Annotated in this window: 10 protein-coding genes; 2 read left to right on the top strand and 8 right to left on the bottom strand. The window is 62.8% G+C overall.

The window, feature by feature from the left end; genetic code table 11:
• Positions 1 to 476: 476 nt before the first annotated feature.
• The 5 genes from NX02_RS07020 to NX02_RS07000 all read right to left on the bottom strand — a co-directional run bounded on the left by NX02_RS07020 (position 477) and on the right by NX02_RS07000 (position 9059).
• Positions 477 to 2132 (bottom strand): glycoside hydrolase family 32 protein, encoded by a 1656-nt coding sequence (locus NX02_RS07020; RefSeq protein WP_162232665.1) that lies wholly within the window; start codon positions 2130 to 2132, stop codon positions 477 to 479.
• A gap of 119 nt (positions 2133 to 2251) precedes the next feature.
• Positions 2252 to 5068 carry a TonB-dependent receptor gene (locus NX02_RS07015; protein ID WP_025291484.1) on the bottom strand — a complete coding sequence of 939 codons (2817 nt, stop codon included), beginning with the start codon at positions 5066 to 5068 and terminating at the stop codon, positions 2252 to 2254.
• Between the two features lie 124 nt (positions 5069 to 5192).
• Complete coding sequence (locus NX02_RS07010; protein WP_025291483.1) at positions 5193 to 6701, bottom strand: glycoside hydrolase family 32 protein; 1509 nt, start codon at positions 6699 to 6701, stop codon at positions 5193 to 5195.
• A complete protein-coding gene (locus NX02_RS07005) occupies positions 6698 to 8047 on the bottom strand; it encodes a sugar porter family MFS transporter (protein WP_025291482.1) in 1350 nt (449 codons plus the stop codon). Before NX02_RS07005 ends, NX02_RS07010 begins: the two co-directional genes overlap by 4 nt.
• A gap of 31 nt (positions 8048 to 8078) precedes the next feature.
• Entirely contained in the window at positions 8079 to 9059 is a 981-nt protein-coding gene (locus NX02_RS07000) for an ROK family protein (protein WP_025291481.1), read from the bottom strand.
• 605 nt (positions 9060 to 9664) lie between these two features.
• Here NX02_RS07000 and NX02_RS06995 point away from each other — a divergent pair.
• Positions 9665 to 10807 (top strand): ROK family transcriptional regulator, encoded by a 1143-nt coding sequence (locus NX02_RS06995; RefSeq protein WP_025291480.1) that lies wholly within the window; start codon positions 9665 to 9667, stop codon positions 10805 to 10807.
• Positions 10808 to 10978: 171 nt separating this feature from the next.
• Here the strand turns inward: NX02_RS06995 and zwf are convergent, their stop codons facing one another.
• From zwf to NX02_RS06980, 3 genes are all read right to left on the bottom strand, one after another.
• Entirely contained in the window at positions 10979 to 12454 is a 1476-nt protein-coding gene (zwf, locus tag NX02_RS06990; RefSeq protein WP_025291479.1) for a glucose-6-phosphate dehydrogenase, read from the bottom strand.
• 299 nt (positions 12455 to 12753) lie between these two features.
• Complete coding sequence (locus tag NX02_RS06985; RefSeq protein ID WP_025291478.1) at positions 12754 to 13398, bottom strand: hydrolase; 645 nt, start codon at positions 13396 to 13398, stop codon at positions 12754 to 12756.
• A 130-nt stretch (positions 13399 to 13528) separates the two neighbouring features.
• On the bottom strand, positions 13529 to 14398 hold the full coding sequence (locus NX02_RS06980) for a pirin family protein (RefSeq protein WP_025291477.1): 870 nt from the start codon (positions 14396 to 14398) through the stop codon (positions 13529 to 13531).
• An 84-nt stretch (positions 14399 to 14482) separates the two neighbouring features.
• Here NX02_RS06980 and NX02_RS06975 point away from each other — a divergent pair, with 84 nt between their 5' ends.
• Entirely contained in the window at positions 14483 to 15454 is a 972-nt protein-coding gene (locus tag NX02_RS06975) for a LysR substrate-binding domain-containing protein (protein ID WP_245648790.1), read from the top strand.
• Positions 15455 to 15507 lie beyond the last annotated feature (53 nt).

Here is a 15507-nt window from a genome sequence, read left to right as displayed (position 1 = left end):
GATCTCGATCCAGCACCAATTCCTCCACCTTCATGGCAGCGCATGTCGATGATCCGCGGCGCCGCGCCACGCCGATGGGTGGCCTCGGCGCTCTCGCGCTCGCGGCGGCTTGGGCTATTTTCCCTATCTTCGCGGCCGGCCCCGTTCCTGCGCCCGTCAAGCTGCTGCGCGACCAAAGGGGCGTCTGGGAGGCAGACATGAGTGGATCTGGTCGTTCGAGTTTCCCCGACCGATCCGGTCGGGGTCGACGCTTGAGTTCCGGTTGAGTGCTCAAAGCCCCGGAAATCCGCGGCCTTCGAATGGTAAGGCGGGATGAAGTCCCGGTTTTGGTACCGGCATTCGCAGGTTCGAATCGTGCCGCCCCAGCCAGTCGAAACCTCATCGGGATCAATCTCGCGGCGAACGGTGGACCCGGCTCGACACGCTCTGGCGTGACCCGTGGCTGCCGGGCCCAGCAAGGCCACCACTTTCCGAACTCAGCTGCGTATCGTGACGTCGCTCACCCCGACGCTTCCCCCGGCCGTGTTGAGGTGGAGCTCGGTCGAGTTCAAGGGCGCGGTGATAAGCTCCGACAGCACCGCGGCCCCTTCGTTGACGAAAACCTCGATCGAGCCCGCATCGACAAGCAGGCTGATCGTCGCGGTTCCATCGGTGAAGTCGCAACCTGCCGTCCGGGTCTTCGTCCAGGCGTCGACGTCGGGTGCGTTTGGACCGCTCCGATCCCGCTTGAGGAAAACGGCGTTGTCCCGGAGCTGGAGTCCAACCTGGGTGAAATAGCCCCCGCCGCCCCGCACCGAGAGCCAAAGCCCCGTTGGCCAGCTATCTCCGACGCGGGTCAGCGTCAGGTCGATGCGACCGGCGAAGAAGCCGGCGCCGGAGGGCCACATATAGTCTGCTCCTTCCGAGATGACCTGGTCGGTTCCAGCGACCATATGGTCGAACGCGCCATTCTGCTCGGCAAGCGGCGTGCTCAACAAACGGGTGATGCCGCCCGCCCGTCGGAGCCGTAGCTGACGAACGATGCTGAGTTGTCCACGGTAGCCCGCATTCGTCGAGAGCTGATTGGCGTAGTCCCAATTGCTCATCCATCCGATCGTGCAGGCGCTCGCGAGCGGATCGGCGGCGCGGGGATCGGCCCAGACCACCGCGGCATAGAAGTCCGCACCGCTGTCGAGCCACTGACCCGTCATGGTGTCGGCCGTAAAGGTCGTCCCGTCGAAGTCGCCGACCCAATAATATGTGCCGACGGTGAAGCCCTGGGCCGTGCCGTTGCCACCGACCAGCAGCACCCACTTGTCCGGGCCCACCACGCCATTCTCGTCGTACAGGTGCAGCTGGAAGAGGTGCGAGCATTCCATGACGCTGCCCACGAGATCCGAAAAGAAGCCGCTGGCATAGCTCCAGCTCTTCAGATCGGAGGATGTGTAGATTCCGATCTTGCCTTCTTCCGACAGGGTCAGCACCCAGCGTCGTGTCGGCTCGTGCCAGAAGACCGTCGGATCACGGAACGGCTTGTTGCCTGGATAATTTGGAAGGACGATGGCGTGGAAGGTGAAGCTTGCGCCCTCGTCGAGGGAGTACCACAGCGCGCAGGATTGGTTCTGTCCGGCAGCGTCGTTCGCCGGCATGGTCGCTAGGGCGATGATGGCGCCCGCGCCGAAGCCGGACGTGTTGTCTGTGTCTCTGACGGTGCTGCCCGTCCAGACATCGCCGAACGGGGTCGTATTGCGCGGGATGGCGACGTCGCGATCGCGCCATGTGATGAGGTCCGTGGACGTCCAGCGCCGCCACGAGGTCCCCCCGTTCGGGTAGGTCGGATTGAAGAGTGCCCACAGCGTCCATCCGTCCGCGGTCCTGATCGGGCGCTGCGGATCGTTGATCCAGCCACCGCCAGGGGCGGCGATGTGATAGCGCGGGCGCAGGTCAGCCGTGGGGGTGGCGGTCGGCATGGGCGTTGGGGAAGGCATGGGCGTTGGGAACGGTATGGGGGTGGCGTTGGGGGAGGACGTCGCACCCGCAAGCATGCCGGCCGCCCCGCCTTCGCCGCAAGCTGACAGGGGAAAGAATAATGTCGTGGTGCCGAGGAGACGCAGCGTCGCACGACGCGAGTAGGGCGTAGAATCGACCATCATGACCTCCTGCAACATGTTTTGATGAACGGCGCCGCATCCGGACGTTCGCGGCGTACCAACTGCCTACATTCCGAAGCGCAGACCGGGGCCGAAGTATCGGCCCTCAATCCGGAGATTCCTTACATCTTGAAACGGACACCGAGGCTGAAATAACGGCCCTCAATACGCAGGTCCCGGGGGAAATACTGCGTTTCATTATAGTAACGATAATTATTGAATGGCTTGCCAAGGATATTGCTGACGTTGCCAACGATCGTGATGCCCTTGATTGCTTCATATGAAGCAGAAAAGTCCAGGCGCGAGATGCCGCGCGTGATTTCGCCGGCATATTGCTCCTCGTTGGAATTGCGGTTGTAGCTATTTATGAAGTCGGATCGGTGATTGTAGGATAGGCGCGCCGCCACCGGCCCCTTTTCGTAAAAGCCGGTAAGATTATAAGCCCATTTCGAAAGCCCTGTAATCCGGACCTGCCGCGCACCTTCTCCCAGAACGGTCGGCAGCGCGTTGGTGCCATCGAGATAGGTCACATTGGCCTGTACCCCGAAGCCGGAAAGATATCCGGGCAGGAAGTCGAAGAACGTCTGGAAGGACGCTTCGGCACCCTTGATTTCCCCCTTCCCGGCGTTTTCGGGGCGGTTGATCTGAATGCGGCCATAATCGGGATCGATAACGTCGCGGGTATAGTTGCTGATGAACCCCCTCAGATCCCGGTAAAAAACCGCCACGGTCGCTGATCCGTTCTTCGAGAAATAATACTCGAGCGTTGCGTCATAATTCTTGGACGTCAGCGGCTTCAGATCCGGATTTCCGCCACTGCCGAAGGCCGCATATTGAGGCGGTGACCCGTCCGGCCCTGGGCTGTTGCGGGTGATGTTGAGCGACGGATTCAGCTGACCGAACCCGGGACGCGTCCGCGTCTGATTGTAGGCAAGGCGGATCTGAAACTCGGGCGTCAACCGGAAGCGTGTTTGAATCGAGGGCAAGACGTCCAGATAATTCTGTCGCGACACCTGCGGAACGATCTGCGACGTGCCATCGGCATTGTTTACGCGGGAAAAGCCGGAATAACGCCCGTCGGTATTGACGACCCGCACGCCGAACGTTCCATCGGCCTCGACGCTTCCCAGGGAGAACGCGTATTTGCCCTGGCCATACACGGCATAGCTCGCTTCCTTTGCCGTGAATCCGCCCAGGGGATCGAAAGGGATTTCTTCGTTGGCAAACTCCGTCACGGCCTCGCGAATTCCGTTGTCATTCGGAAATAGCAGCGTCAGGTCCTGTACTGCGGCATAGGAAAGCTGCCGCAGGGCTTCGACATTGTCGCGTATCGCGCCGCGTGTCGGCATGAGCCAGTTCTGGAAGGGCTGCGGGTCGTTACGAAAGCCGTCCTTTATGAGCTGCAGTTCGCCGGTGGGCAGGCTTGCCAATGGCAGGCCGAGACCCGCGGTGTAGGCATAGCGGTTGTTGTTCTGGGACAGCGCGGTCCGGTCGCTCGCGCGGATGCCGACCTGGATTCTCGGCAGCCAGCCGACATCGGTTTCGAGGTCGAGGTCGAGCCGCCCCTGTACGCCATCTCCCTTCGTGACGAAGCGCCGCTGGAAGTATCCGCGCCACACATAGTTGGCGGCGTCGTTTCTGTCGAAGTCGACGAGGTCGAATATCGCCGAGCCCTTTACGTCCCAGGCGACATCGATGGTCGGCGCGGTCGCCAGTTGTGCGTCAAGGCTGTCTTCGTTCGCTTCATATTTGCTGTTGGTGTAGGCGAAATCGCCCGACAGCGTCGCCCGTCCAGTCTTCCACTTAAACCCGAGGGCTGCCTGATATGTGTCCGTCTGGTCATTCTGGGTCGCGCGAAAGAATTCGGGCACATAGCCGCCCGTCTTGGTGAAGCTGGCCGCCTTCAGCGGCTCCCCTTCGACCAGCACCACGTTGCTCAGCGTTGGTGGTACGCCGTCGATGCTGCGACGTTCGAAATTGACGTTGAACCCGTCGCGCATGACCCTCCCGCGATAGGCCTGCCACAGGCCTTCCGCATAGATTTCCAGGTCGGCGTTTGGCCGCCACTGGATCGTGCCGTTTACCGCTGGCCGGTGCCGAACCCCGGTCTCATAGAAGTTGCCGGCATTGGCCGGGAACCGGAAATTGCCGACGCCCGGGGTCGTGACCGTCATGTCGTCGGACGGATCGTCGACGCCGAACCCCTGCGGACTGATAATGGCGGAGTCCGCGTAGCGGTCCGCATTGCGGTACGTCGTGCGGACGTAGCTGAAATTGACCAGTGCCCCAATCTCTCCGATCGGGGTGTCCCACCGCTTGGTCAGCAACAGGTTTCCGGAAGGATCAAACGCCTTCGACTGATCATTGTAGGATCCGCGGACTTCGCCCGCGATCTCGGTATCGGTCACGTCCAGTGGGCGGCGCGAGCGCAGGTTGATAAGACCGGCAAGCCCGGGCTCGATGAGATCGGATGTGCCCGATTTGAAAACCTCGAAACCAGCCGCGACACCGGCGGGAAAATCCTGCAGATGCAGGACACGGTCGTCTGCGGTGAAGAATTCCCGGCTATTGAAGGTCGTGTTCACGTCCGGCAGGCCGCGAACCAATACCACCCCTGCTTCGTCATTGTAGCGAAGCACTTGCACACCGACGACACGGGAGATCGCTTCGGCGGCATTGTTGTCGGGCAGCTTGCCGATATCCTCCGACACGATTGCGTCCAGGATTGCGTCGGACCGGCGCTTTGCGTCCTGCGCGGATCCCAGCGCGGCACGATACCCCGTCACCACGATATCGGAAACCGGCACCGAATCGATGCTGTCCTCCTTTTGCACCGGCGCCGGCCGGTCGCTGCCGCTATCCTGCGCATTGGCGGGCACGGCCAGCAGAAGAGACGCAAGGGATGTCGACCCGAGCAATGCAGCTGCCTTGAAGTTCATGATAATCCTCCCTTTTTTTACGGTTCTTCAGGCCGCACAAGGCCGTTTCCCGACTGCCTGTGTCAGCGGAATCAACGAAATTTCCGACGGAATGCGGCGGTTCAGCCGCTCTTTGGGTCGATCGTCAGTGACGCACCCCCGGCCTGATCGACCAGGCGGTGACATCCATCGTCGCAGCCCCGCCCCGTGCCGAAGCACTCCAGCGCAAGGGCCCCGAACCGCGGAAGAAGCGATCGGTGATGGTCTGCTCCCCATCGTTGATGAACAGTTCCACGATCGACTCGTCGACAAGCAGCCTGAGGGAAACCTTGCCCTGTCTCAGATCGACGGGCGCCACGTGGCGGTTTTCAAACCCGTCATGAAAATGGGGACCCGCGCGGGAGCGATCGATGAAAACTTCGTTCACGGCCGGATTGACGCCAATCACCATCTGATAGCCCTCGCCGTCGCTCAACGTGAGTGTCACCTGTTCGCTCTGCCCCAGCGCCAGGTTCGCCGTGAGATCCACCGCGCCACCTTCGACGGGAAGGGCAAGCGGTTCATCGCGCAGCGACAACTGACGGGAAATCGGCACCTTGCTTCGCAAGCGCTCCAGTTCCCTGACGGGCCTCTGCGTCATGCGGTAGCCCTGGGCCGTCTTTCGAAGCGAGATGCTGCGCGGGACAGTCATGATGCCTCGGGAAGGCCAGGTCGGGATGGCCTCGGCGTATCGCCAGTCATTGGCCCACCCGATCCAGATCCGACGCGGATCGTCTTTGGGCAGGTCGTTCCAGGCTACCGCCGCATAGAAGTCGGCGCCATAGTCGGTCCACACCGGTTCCCCGCCCCACGCGTCAACGGGGGTGAAGCGACGGCCATCGAAATCGCCCACGAAATACTGGCCACCCGACCCTCCGCCGACGGCCTGGTCGCCAAGATTGATACTGAGGACCCACCGCTGTTCGCCCGGCGCGCCGCCTTCGACCGGCAACAGGTTGAGATCCGGGCATTCCCAATTTTTTCCCCGCGCACCGGCGGGTCCAAAGCTGCTGGCGTAGCGCCACTGCTTGAGATCGGAGGACGTGAAGATCACCGCGCGGTTCTCGACCGCCATGACCGCGATCATCACCCAAGACCTTGTCGGCTCATGCCAGAAAACCTTGGGATCCCGGAATTCGGATGAACCAACGCTCAGAACCTCGCCGTGCACGGTCCACGTGCGCCCGCGATCATTGCTGTAGGCGAGATACTGGGATTGCAGCTTCGCCTTGGGATTATGCCCCGTGTAGATGGCAATCATCGGTGGCCTGCCGTCGCGGCCAAAACCGCTGCTGTTCTTCCAGTCGATCACAGCGCTGCCGGAAAACGCCATGACGTCGGCTGTCTCCGGGATCGCGACCGGCAGTTCCTCCCACGTCACGAGGTCTCGGCTGACGGCATGACCCCAGCTCATATGGCCCCAGCGATCGCCATGCGGATTATATTGATAGAAGAGATGATACTCTCCCTCGAAATAGACCAGGCCGTTGGGATCGTTCATCCAATTCCGCTTCGGCCCGTAATGATAGGCGGGGCGAGGATCGGCCCGCTGCGCATCCGCGGCCGCAGGGATCATCACGGCCGCGCCGGTCAGCATGAGAAGCGTCCTGATCATGCCTTCGCACTCCCCAGGTTCATGTCTTCCAGCGCCACCCCATTGGTTTCAGGCATCGCCTTCCACGTCCAGACGAACTGGAGGAGCATCATCGCGCCGAAGAAGGCGAAAACCCAACCTCCGACCGAGGCCGCGAAGACCGGAAAGGCCCAGGTAATCGCCGCTGCCATGACCCAATGGGTGGTACTGCCGAGCGCCTGCCCCTTGCCGCGCACGGCACTCGGGAACACCTCCGAGATGAAGACCCAGATGACGGCGCCTTGCGACATGGCGAATGCGGCGATGAAGCCGAGCAGGCCGACGAGGATAAGCGTACCATCCGGACGTGCGCTTTCGAGCTGATAGCCGACGAGGAACAGCGCGGCGGCACAAAGAAGGGATCCCATGAAGAGCAGCGGCTTGCGGCCGAAGCGATCGATCAGAAAAAGCGCGCAAATCGTGAAGAGCAGGTTCGTCCCACCGATCGCGATGGACTGCAGCAACGCGCTGTCGGCGCCGGCCCCGGCCAGTTCGAAAACGCGCGGCGCATAGTAGAGAAGCGCGTTGATCCCGGAGAGCTGGTTGAACATGGCGATTGCCACGGCGCACGCCACAGGCCGTAGGTAGGCGGATTGGAAAAGCCCTGATGGCGCGGACCGATCGACACGCCTCTCGGCTGCCTGGATATGATGAAGTTCGCCGTCGGGATCGAGAAAACCCAGTTTCTTCATGACACCGATCGCTTGCCCATCCCGGCCATTGATCGCCAGCCAGCGCGGGCTTTCCGGGAGCAATAGACTGACGACGAGGAAAAGCGCCGACGGCAGGGCGACGATGCCGAACATCCATCGCCACGCGATATCGGCCGGCACAAGCCTGGCAATGACGTAGTTCGACAGGAAGGCGATCAGGATGCCGAGCACGATGTTGAGCTGGTTCATTGCAACCAGTCGCCCCCGGAATCGGGCGGGCGACACTTCCGCGATATAGATGGGCGTCACCACCGAAGCCGCGCCGATCGCCAGCCCCCCCAGGAAGCGGAACGCGAGCAGGGTCAGCCAGCTGCCGGCAAGGCCCGTGCCCAAGGACGATACGACATAGCAGATGGCAACGGTCAACATCACCGCGCGCCGGCCGAAGCGGTCGGCCGGCGCCCCGGCCACCAGCGAGCCGACCACCGTTCCGATGAGCGCGGACGCCACGGTAAAGCCCAACATGCCGTCGGTGAGCCCGAAACGCTCCTCGAGGGCCGAGGTCGTTCCCGAGATCACGGCGGTGTCGAAGCCGAACAGAAGGCCGCCGAGCGCCGCACCGGCCGCGCTCAGGACGATGGCGGTGGTCACCCGGGCATCAGCCGCAGCTGCCATGCCGTGGCCCCCGCGAACCGATATGGAGGGACTATGCAAGAGCAGCTCCTGACAAAGAAGTTGGATTGGAGAACGACGGGAGCCTGACCGACCAATGCATCGGCCACTGACGTGTCGCGGTTCGATAGGCGAGCGCGAGCGCCCCCGTCAGTCCCGCCGATGAGCCCGCTGTCGGCGCCGCGATATAGTCGTCCATCTGCAGGGTGCGCATGCTGGCGTCGTAGCCGGCCAGCTTGGTAGTCAGCGCCCGTCGAACGCGACCGTACATGCCCGGAGATTCCATGACGCCGCCGCCGATGATGATACGGTCCGGACGCACGATATAGGTCAATGTCGCGCACAGGCCCGCGAGATAGTCGGCCTCGATTTCCCAGCCCGGATGGTCGGGCGGCAGGTGTTCGCCAGGCATGTTCCAGCGCGCGCGCATGGCCGGCCCGCTCGCAAGACCTTCGAGGCAGTCCCCGTGGAAAGGGCAGATGCCAGGAAACACCTCATCGCCTGCAGCGCGTGGCAACCGGATGTGCCCCGCTTCGGGGTGGTTCGCACCGCCATGGGGCGCGCCATCCACGAGCAGACCGACGCCGATCCCGGTGCCGACCGTTACATAGCAGAAGGTGTCCAGCCCGCGGCCGCTGCCAAACAGCCGCTCGCCGACGGCCGCACAGTTGACATCCGTGTCGAGCGCCATTGGCGCATCTATCAGGCGGGAGAAATGGCCGAGCAGGTCATTGTTTTCCCAACCTGCCTTGGGGGTGGATGTGATGCAGCCATAATCCGGCGCAATCGGATTGAGGGAAAGCGGTCCGAAGCTCCCGATCGAGAATGCCGACAATTGCCCGATGTCCGCTATAGCGTCTTTGAAGAACGCGCCCGCCGCGTTGAGCGTTTCTCCTGGCAGTGTCGTCGGAATCCGCTGCTGCCGGATGATGCGGCCGTCGCGGCCCGCTATTCCGCAAAGGAATTTTGTTCCCCCAGCTTCGATTGCGCCGAGAAGAAGATTTTCATGTTGCATGGATCGATCTCGCGACAAGCCCACACCGCTCGGCTGTGCGTCGGGTCGGGCAATAGTGAAAGACGTATGACGGCCGGCACCGCGCCGCGCGCTCGGCACGAAATGCAACCGGCGTGCAAATCCGTAACGGGCCAGGCGCCCTCTGAGACGCTGCAATCCGGTTCTGTGGATCAGCCTCCACCGCCATCCTCTTCCCTGCTCTGCGGCACCTGTCCGTGCTGGCGCGCCGCTTTGTTTCTCTAAATCTATCGATGTGATTTAGTCTGTCAATTGTGTTTTCGTTGTTCGACCGCGAAACCCTTCGCCGTGAACGTTGAGGCATTCGGGTCGAGCGGCCCGCCCCTCCCCTTCCAAGGTCTCCACCATCGAAGCGGCGGCTGTGCTCGTTCCCGCGCGTACAGAATCCGCCATTCAGGTGAGCCATCTTCCTGTCGTTCGATAGACCGGCTCCAGCCCGGCATCCGGCCCGCTGAACCTCGCGAGGCGATCGAGCGCTCCGCACGGGGTGAGGGACGAGTGGACTTGCCATTCGTCGGCCGCGTGCTCCAAACGTCCGAAGCCATCGCGCATCATTCTGCTGCCGATGAAAATGAACGGGGTTGCGGGTGAACAAGCGTGGCAGCAACGCGGTCGGAGTGCGGCGTTACAACGAGCGCCTCATCCTCGCGACGGTAAGGCGGCTCAACGGCGCCTCAAAAGCCGATCTGTCCAGAATCACCGGCCTGTCCCCCCAGGCGGCCGTACGCATTGTCGAGAGCCTCGCGGAGGAGGGCCGCCTGGTCAAGGCTGGAAAGCGGACGGGGGGAATCGGTCAACCCTCGATCATCTATCGGATCAACGGCGACAGTGGTTGTACGATCGGCGTAGAAATCGGCCGTGACCGGCTGGTGTGCACCATGCTCGATTTTGATGGTCGCATCATCACCTCCGAGAGCACGAACACACCGTTTCCGAGCCCGGCCAGCGCAGTTGAGCATATCAAATCCTTTACGCGTCAATCCATGCCGGAACTGCATCAGGAGCAGCGCAACGGCTTTCTCGGCTATGGCGTTGCCATGCCCTGGTTCATCGGGGAGTGGCGCGAAGAGGCTGGCATCGCGTCCCAGCAGGCCGCAGCCTGGGCAGATCCCGGTCTGGAGGCCTTTTTCCAGCATGAACTCAATGACACTGTCATTTTCGAGAATGACGGCAACGCGGGCGCGCTGGCGGAACTTATGTCCGGCACAGGCGCAGGTCTCACGAACTTTCTTTATATCCATATCGGTAACTTCGTCGGCGGCGGGCTCATTCTTAACGGCGAAATCAAGCGCGGAAAAAATGGCAATGCTGGCGCGCTTGCTTCCATGCCCGTGCCGAAAGTCGGCGGCATTGATTTCCTGTTGCACTCTGCTTCACTTTATAACCTGCCCGGCGGCACGGACGGGTCTCAGGCTGCATGGGATGGTTGGATGGCACGATGCACGGATGCGCTCGTCTTCACCATCATCGGTGCCAACAGCCTTCTCGATCTCGATGCGGTCGTGATCGGAGGCACGCTTTCGAACGAGCGGCTGACGACGATGCAGGCGCTCATCCATGACAAAATCCGGCACGTTGCTCCGGAAGATTTCTTCTGTCCGGAACTGAGGATTGGACAAAATTGCGGCAACGCTCCGGCAATCGGCGCTGCCTTATTGCCTCTGTTCTCTACCTATACGCCAAATCTTGTGTCCCTTCAGAAGGGACACACCCCATCCACGTCGGCCTGACGCTCTCTCCCGGTGAAGATCGGCCCTTCTGGCGTAGGTAGCCCGGTCATTGCCGGCAATGGACCCGCCCGCCTGGCGCGCTCCTTTGATCCGATGGCGCAGGACGACGGATGCGTGCATCCCGATTGACGATGGCGCTCGACCTCCGGATCGTCGACATCGATGACAGGATCATTCATGCCAACTGACGCCGTCCCGCTCGGCAAGCGCGATTGCGGCGGAAGGACCCCACGTCCCGGCGCTATACGGCCGCGGTCCACTTCCGCGGGAAGCCCATCCGGCGCGGATGTCGTCAATCCATCGCCACTGCGCCTCGATTTCATCCCTTCGGACGAAAAGAGTCGGATCACCCTCGATCAGGTCGAGCAGCAATCGCTCATAAGCAATCCGCCTGCGGACATCAGAGAAGGCATCGGCCATCCCGAGATCGAGCGGCACTTCGCGCAGCCTGAGACCCATGCGATAGAGACCAGGTTGTTTGGTCATCAACAGCAGGCGGATATTCTCTTCAGGTTGCAGGCCGATCACAAGCTTGTTGGGCTGGAGACTTCCTCCGGGCGCCCCAAATATCGAATGGTGCACCGGCCTGAACTGGATGACGATCTCTGAGCGGCGAATCGGCAGGCGCTTGCCGGTCCGCAGATAGAAGGGCACGCCCTTCCACCGCCAATTATCGACATGCGCCTTGATCGCGACGAATGTCTCAGCGTCGGATGGGCCGCCGAGTTCGTCGATATAGCCACCCACCAGAGCGCCGCCGATCGCGCCGGCGGTATATTGCCCTGCGATGCTGTCCCGTTGGCCGACCGGTCGCAGTGAGGTCAACACCTTGACCTTCTCGTCCCGGACCGACTGCGGGTTCAACGATGATGGCGGCTCCATCGCGACGAGTGCCAGCAGCTGCAGCATGTGGTTTTGCACCATGTCCCGCAGCGATCCCATGCCGTCGAAATAGGCACCACGCCCCTCCAGGCCGACAGTCTCTGCAACGCTGATCTGAACATGCTCTATGCCTTGCGCATTCCAGAGTGGCTCGAACAGGGCATTGCCGAAGCGAAGGGCGAGCAAGTTCTGGACCGTCTCCTTTCCGAGGTAATGATCAAGGCGAAAGACCCGGTTTTCCGGAAAGACGGCCGCTACGGCATCGTTGATCAACCGGCTTGAAGCGAGATCGCTGCCCAACGGCTTTTCGAGCGCAAGCCGTGCCGTTTCGCCGGCCAGCCCTGTTTGACTGAGGCCCGCGATCGTCGGCCCGAACAGGCTGGGCGCGGTTGAAAGGAAGATCGAGAGACCGCCGCCGATCGGCCCGACTGCGTCGGCCAGCGGGCTGAAGTGGGCCGGATCGGATGCGTCCACACGCACATAGGATAATCGGGCGAGGAACCGCTTCAGCGCCGGCGCCGTCGCTCGCGCGGTATCCAGATATTTGAGGAGCGCCCCTTCAGCAAGCCGCCGGAACTCTTCGCTAGATAGCGGCTCGATCGCCGTCGCCACGATCCGAAGATCGGGATCAAGCAGTCCATCCTCGTCAAGTCCGAAGAGGGATGTCAGCAACATCCGTTGTGAAAGATCACCGGTCGCGCCGAACAACAGCAGCCGCGAAGATGCGGCGGGTCCGAAAGTGCCCGCTGGCAAGCGTGTCTCCATCACGAGCTTTACCCTGCCATTCCCGGAGGAATGCCTCCCCTACGCTGGCCTATCCTGCATCCGATCGGCGCATCCCCGCTTAAATATCTTGATGTGATTTAGTCAAGGGTCCAGATCGATGAAGCGGGGAACTGATCGGCAATGGGCAACGGCAGTTTTGCGCCAAACCCGGTCATCTGCGTCGAAAAACGAAAAAGCCGAAAGCCGGCCTTTCCGGTCCGTCGCCATCGAACGACGTGCCATCGTTTCCGCCCGTTGCGGGGATGGCGGCGGTTTCCACGCCGCCGCCATCGCCCACATCAGCCGTTCGCCGCGCTCTGCGCTGCCTTTTCGGGGTTGAAGCCGTCGAAACTCTCGAAGACATCCATGAAGCCGGGCACGGTCGCCTCGCGCGCCCAATCGCGCTGGAGTTCGCAATACATCTGAACCCGGCTGATCAGCTTCGCGCCCGCCTGTTCGACGCGGCGCAGCGCGGCCTCGTGCGCGGCGAGCGACGTGCCGCCGACCGCATCGACCGGCACATAGACCTCATAGCCTTCCCGGATCGCGTCGAGCGCCGGGAAGGTCAGGCAGGCCTCGGTCCACAGCGCGGTCATGATCAGCTTGCGGCGGCCGAGCGCCTTGACCGCCTGCTTGAATTCGGAGTCCTCCCAGCTGTTGATCGACGTCCGGTCATAGGTCGGCAGATGGCCGAGCACGTCCTGCAGTTCCTGGATGGGCGGCTTGTTGCGGCCGGTCGCGACGTTGACGGTCGAGTGGATGATCGGAAGGTTGAAGTTCACCGCCGCCTTGGCGGTGCTCACGATGTTGAACACCAGTTCATCGCGCGGGATCGAGCGGATCGAGGACACCTGGATCGGTTGATAGTCGATGATGATGAAGGCCGAATTCTCGGGGGTGAGAAGGTCATCGGTCTGCGCGTTGCGGATCGCTTCACTGGCCATTGGGGTCCCTTTTCTTGATTGAACATGCTGCGCCGGGGGCGGGCCGAAGCCCGCGATCAGGCGGAGGGGTGGCACGCGCCCTTCCGCAGGAAAAAGGGGCCGGACCCGCAATCCGGATCCGGCCCCTCGATCAGGATGCGGCCGCGACGAAGCGGCCGTTGTTGAAGTCGTCGGCAGCCTGGCGGATCTCCGCCTCGCTGTTCATCACGAACGGCCCATAGCCCACGATCGGCTCGTCGATCGGCTCGCCGGTCAGGACCAGCAGCTTGGCGTCGCCATCGGCGTGGACGGCGATGTCGCTGCCCTCGCGATCGAGCAGCAGGACTTCGGCCTCGCCTGCGCCATGCCCGTCTCCCACCGTGACATGGCCGGTCAGCACCACGATCATCGCGGTATGGCCTTCGGGCAGATCCAGCGTCAGGTCCGCGTCGGCCTTCAGGCTCAGATCCCACAGGTTGATCGGGGTGAAGGTGCGCGCCGCCCCTTTCGTTCCGCGATACTCGCCGGCGATGATGCGCGCCTTGCCCGCGCCGCGGGGGAGCGAGACGACGGGAATGTCGGCTTTCGATATGCCCTGATAGCCGGCGGGCGCCATCTTATCCTTGGCAGGCAGGTTCACCCAGAGCTGCACCATGCGGAAGGGCCCGCCCGTCCGGGCGAAACCGGGCGAATGATATTCCTCGTGAACGATGCCGCCGGCCGCCGTCATCCACTGGACATCGCCGGGACCGATCACCCCGCCATTGCCGGCGGAATCGCGATGCTCGACCTCGCCGTCATAGACGATGGTGACGGTCTCGAAGCCGCGGTGCGGATGCTCGCCGACGCCGCGCCGCTGCTTCGTCGGTGCGAAGATATGCGGCCCCGCATAATCGAGCAGCAGGAACGGGCTGATATGCGCGCCCAGCATGTTGTAAGAGAAGAGCGAGCGGACCGGGAAGCCGTCGCCCACCCAGTGCTGCCGGTCGTTGCCGTACCGGCCGAGTATCTTCTTGGCCATGTCTGTTCTCCGATTCCGTGGGCCGCAGCGCGACCACGCTTGGAATGGAGCTAATCACGCGACGATCCTGCGAAAAGATTGCCCGTGGCGACGCAGCGTCCTACTGACGGGACGATGCAGGACCTGAACGACCTTTACTATTTCGCGGCCGTGGTCGACCATGGCGGCTTCTCGTCGGCGGGGCGCGCGCTCGGCATCCAGAAATCGCGGTTGAGCCGCCGCGTCCTTCTTCTGGAGGAGCGGTTGGGCGTGCGCCTCCTCAACCGGTCCTCGCGCCGCTTCTCGGTGACCGACATCGGCCGCGAGTTCTACGAGCGTTGCGTGGCGATGCGGGTCGAGGCGGAAGCAGCCGAGCAGATCGCCGCGGAGGTGCAGGCCGCGCCGCGCGGCGTGGTGCGGATGAGTTGCCCCACGGCGCTGCTCTCCTTCCAGTTCGGCGAACTGATCGCGCGCTTCATGATGCTGAATCCCGGCATCCAGGTGCATCTGGACAGCACCAACCGGCGCGTCGACGTGATTGCGGAAGGGTTCGATCTGGCGATCCGCGTGCGGTTTCCGCCGCTGGAATCGACCGATCTCGTCATGCGCCGGCTCGACGAAAGCAGCCAGTGCCTCGTCGCCGCACCGGCGCTGATCGCCAACGCGCCACGATCGCCCGCCGATCTGCAGGGCCTGCCCAGCCTCGATCAGGTGCGGCCAAATCGCGGCCACGCCTGGGAATTGCACCACGCCGATGGCCAGGTGGCGACCGTACCGCATGCTCCGCGCCTGATCACCGACGACATGTCCGTCCTGCGCAATGCCGCGATGGCGGGCGCGGGGGCGGTGCAACTGCCGACGATCTTCATCTGGGACGACGTCAGAACAGGCCGCCTCGCCCACATCCTTCCGGAATGGCGACCCCGGCCGGGCATCGTCCACGCCGTCTTCCCGTCACGACGCGGGCTGCTTCCCTCCGTGCGCGCGCTGGTGGACTTTCTCGCCAGCGAATGCGCCATCCAGCGGGCAAGGTCCGATCTGGTGCTGCCGCCCGCCGACCATGCAGGGTCGGTGTGACCGTCCCACGCCTGCCGCTTGTGTGGCCCGTGCCGATGCCGGCCTTCCGGTCG

This window comes from Sphingomonas sanxanigenens DSM 19645 = NX02 (assembly GCF_000512205.2).
GTDB lineage: Bacteria > Pseudomonadota > Alphaproteobacteria > Sphingomonadales > Sphingomonadaceae > Sphingomonas_D > Sphingomonas_D sanxanigenens.
The sequence above is the reverse complement of the archived record's forward strand: the minus strand, read 5'-3'. Positions and strand labels throughout refer to the sequence as shown.

Bases quoted from the DNA above. Each gene is read 5' to 3' on its own strand.
- NX02_RS06980 (WP_025291477.1), bottom strand. From the start codon at position 14,398: ATGGCCAAGAAGATACTCGGCCGGTACGGCAACGACCGGCAGCACTGG.
- NX02_RS07015 (WP_025291484.1), bottom strand. From the start codon at position 5,068: ATGAACTTCAAGGCAGCTGCATTGCTCGGGTCGACATCCCTTGCGTCT.
- NX02_RS07000 (WP_025291481.1), bottom strand. From the start codon at position 9,059: ATGCAACATGAAAATCTTCTTCTCGGCGCAATCGAAGCTGGGGGAACA.
- NX02_RS07010 (WP_025291483.1), bottom strand. From the start codon at position 6,701: ATGATCAGGACGCTTCTCATGCTGACCGGCGCGGCCGTGATGATCCCT.
- NX02_RS07005 (WP_025291482.1), bottom strand. From the start codon at position 8,047: ATGGCAGCTGCGGCTGATGCCCGGGTGACCACCGCCATCGTCCTGAGC.
- zwf (WP_025291479.1), bottom strand. From the start codon at position 12,454: ATGGAGACACGCTTGCCAGCGGGCACTTTCGGACCCGCCGCATCTTCG.
- NX02_RS06985 (WP_025291478.1), bottom strand. From the start codon at position 13,398: ATGGCCAGTGAAGCGATCCGCAACGCGCAGACCGATGACCTTCTCACC.
- NX02_RS07020 (WP_162232665.1), bottom strand. From the start codon at position 2,132: ATGATGGTCGATTCTACGCCCTACTCGCGTCGTGCGACGCTGCGTCTC.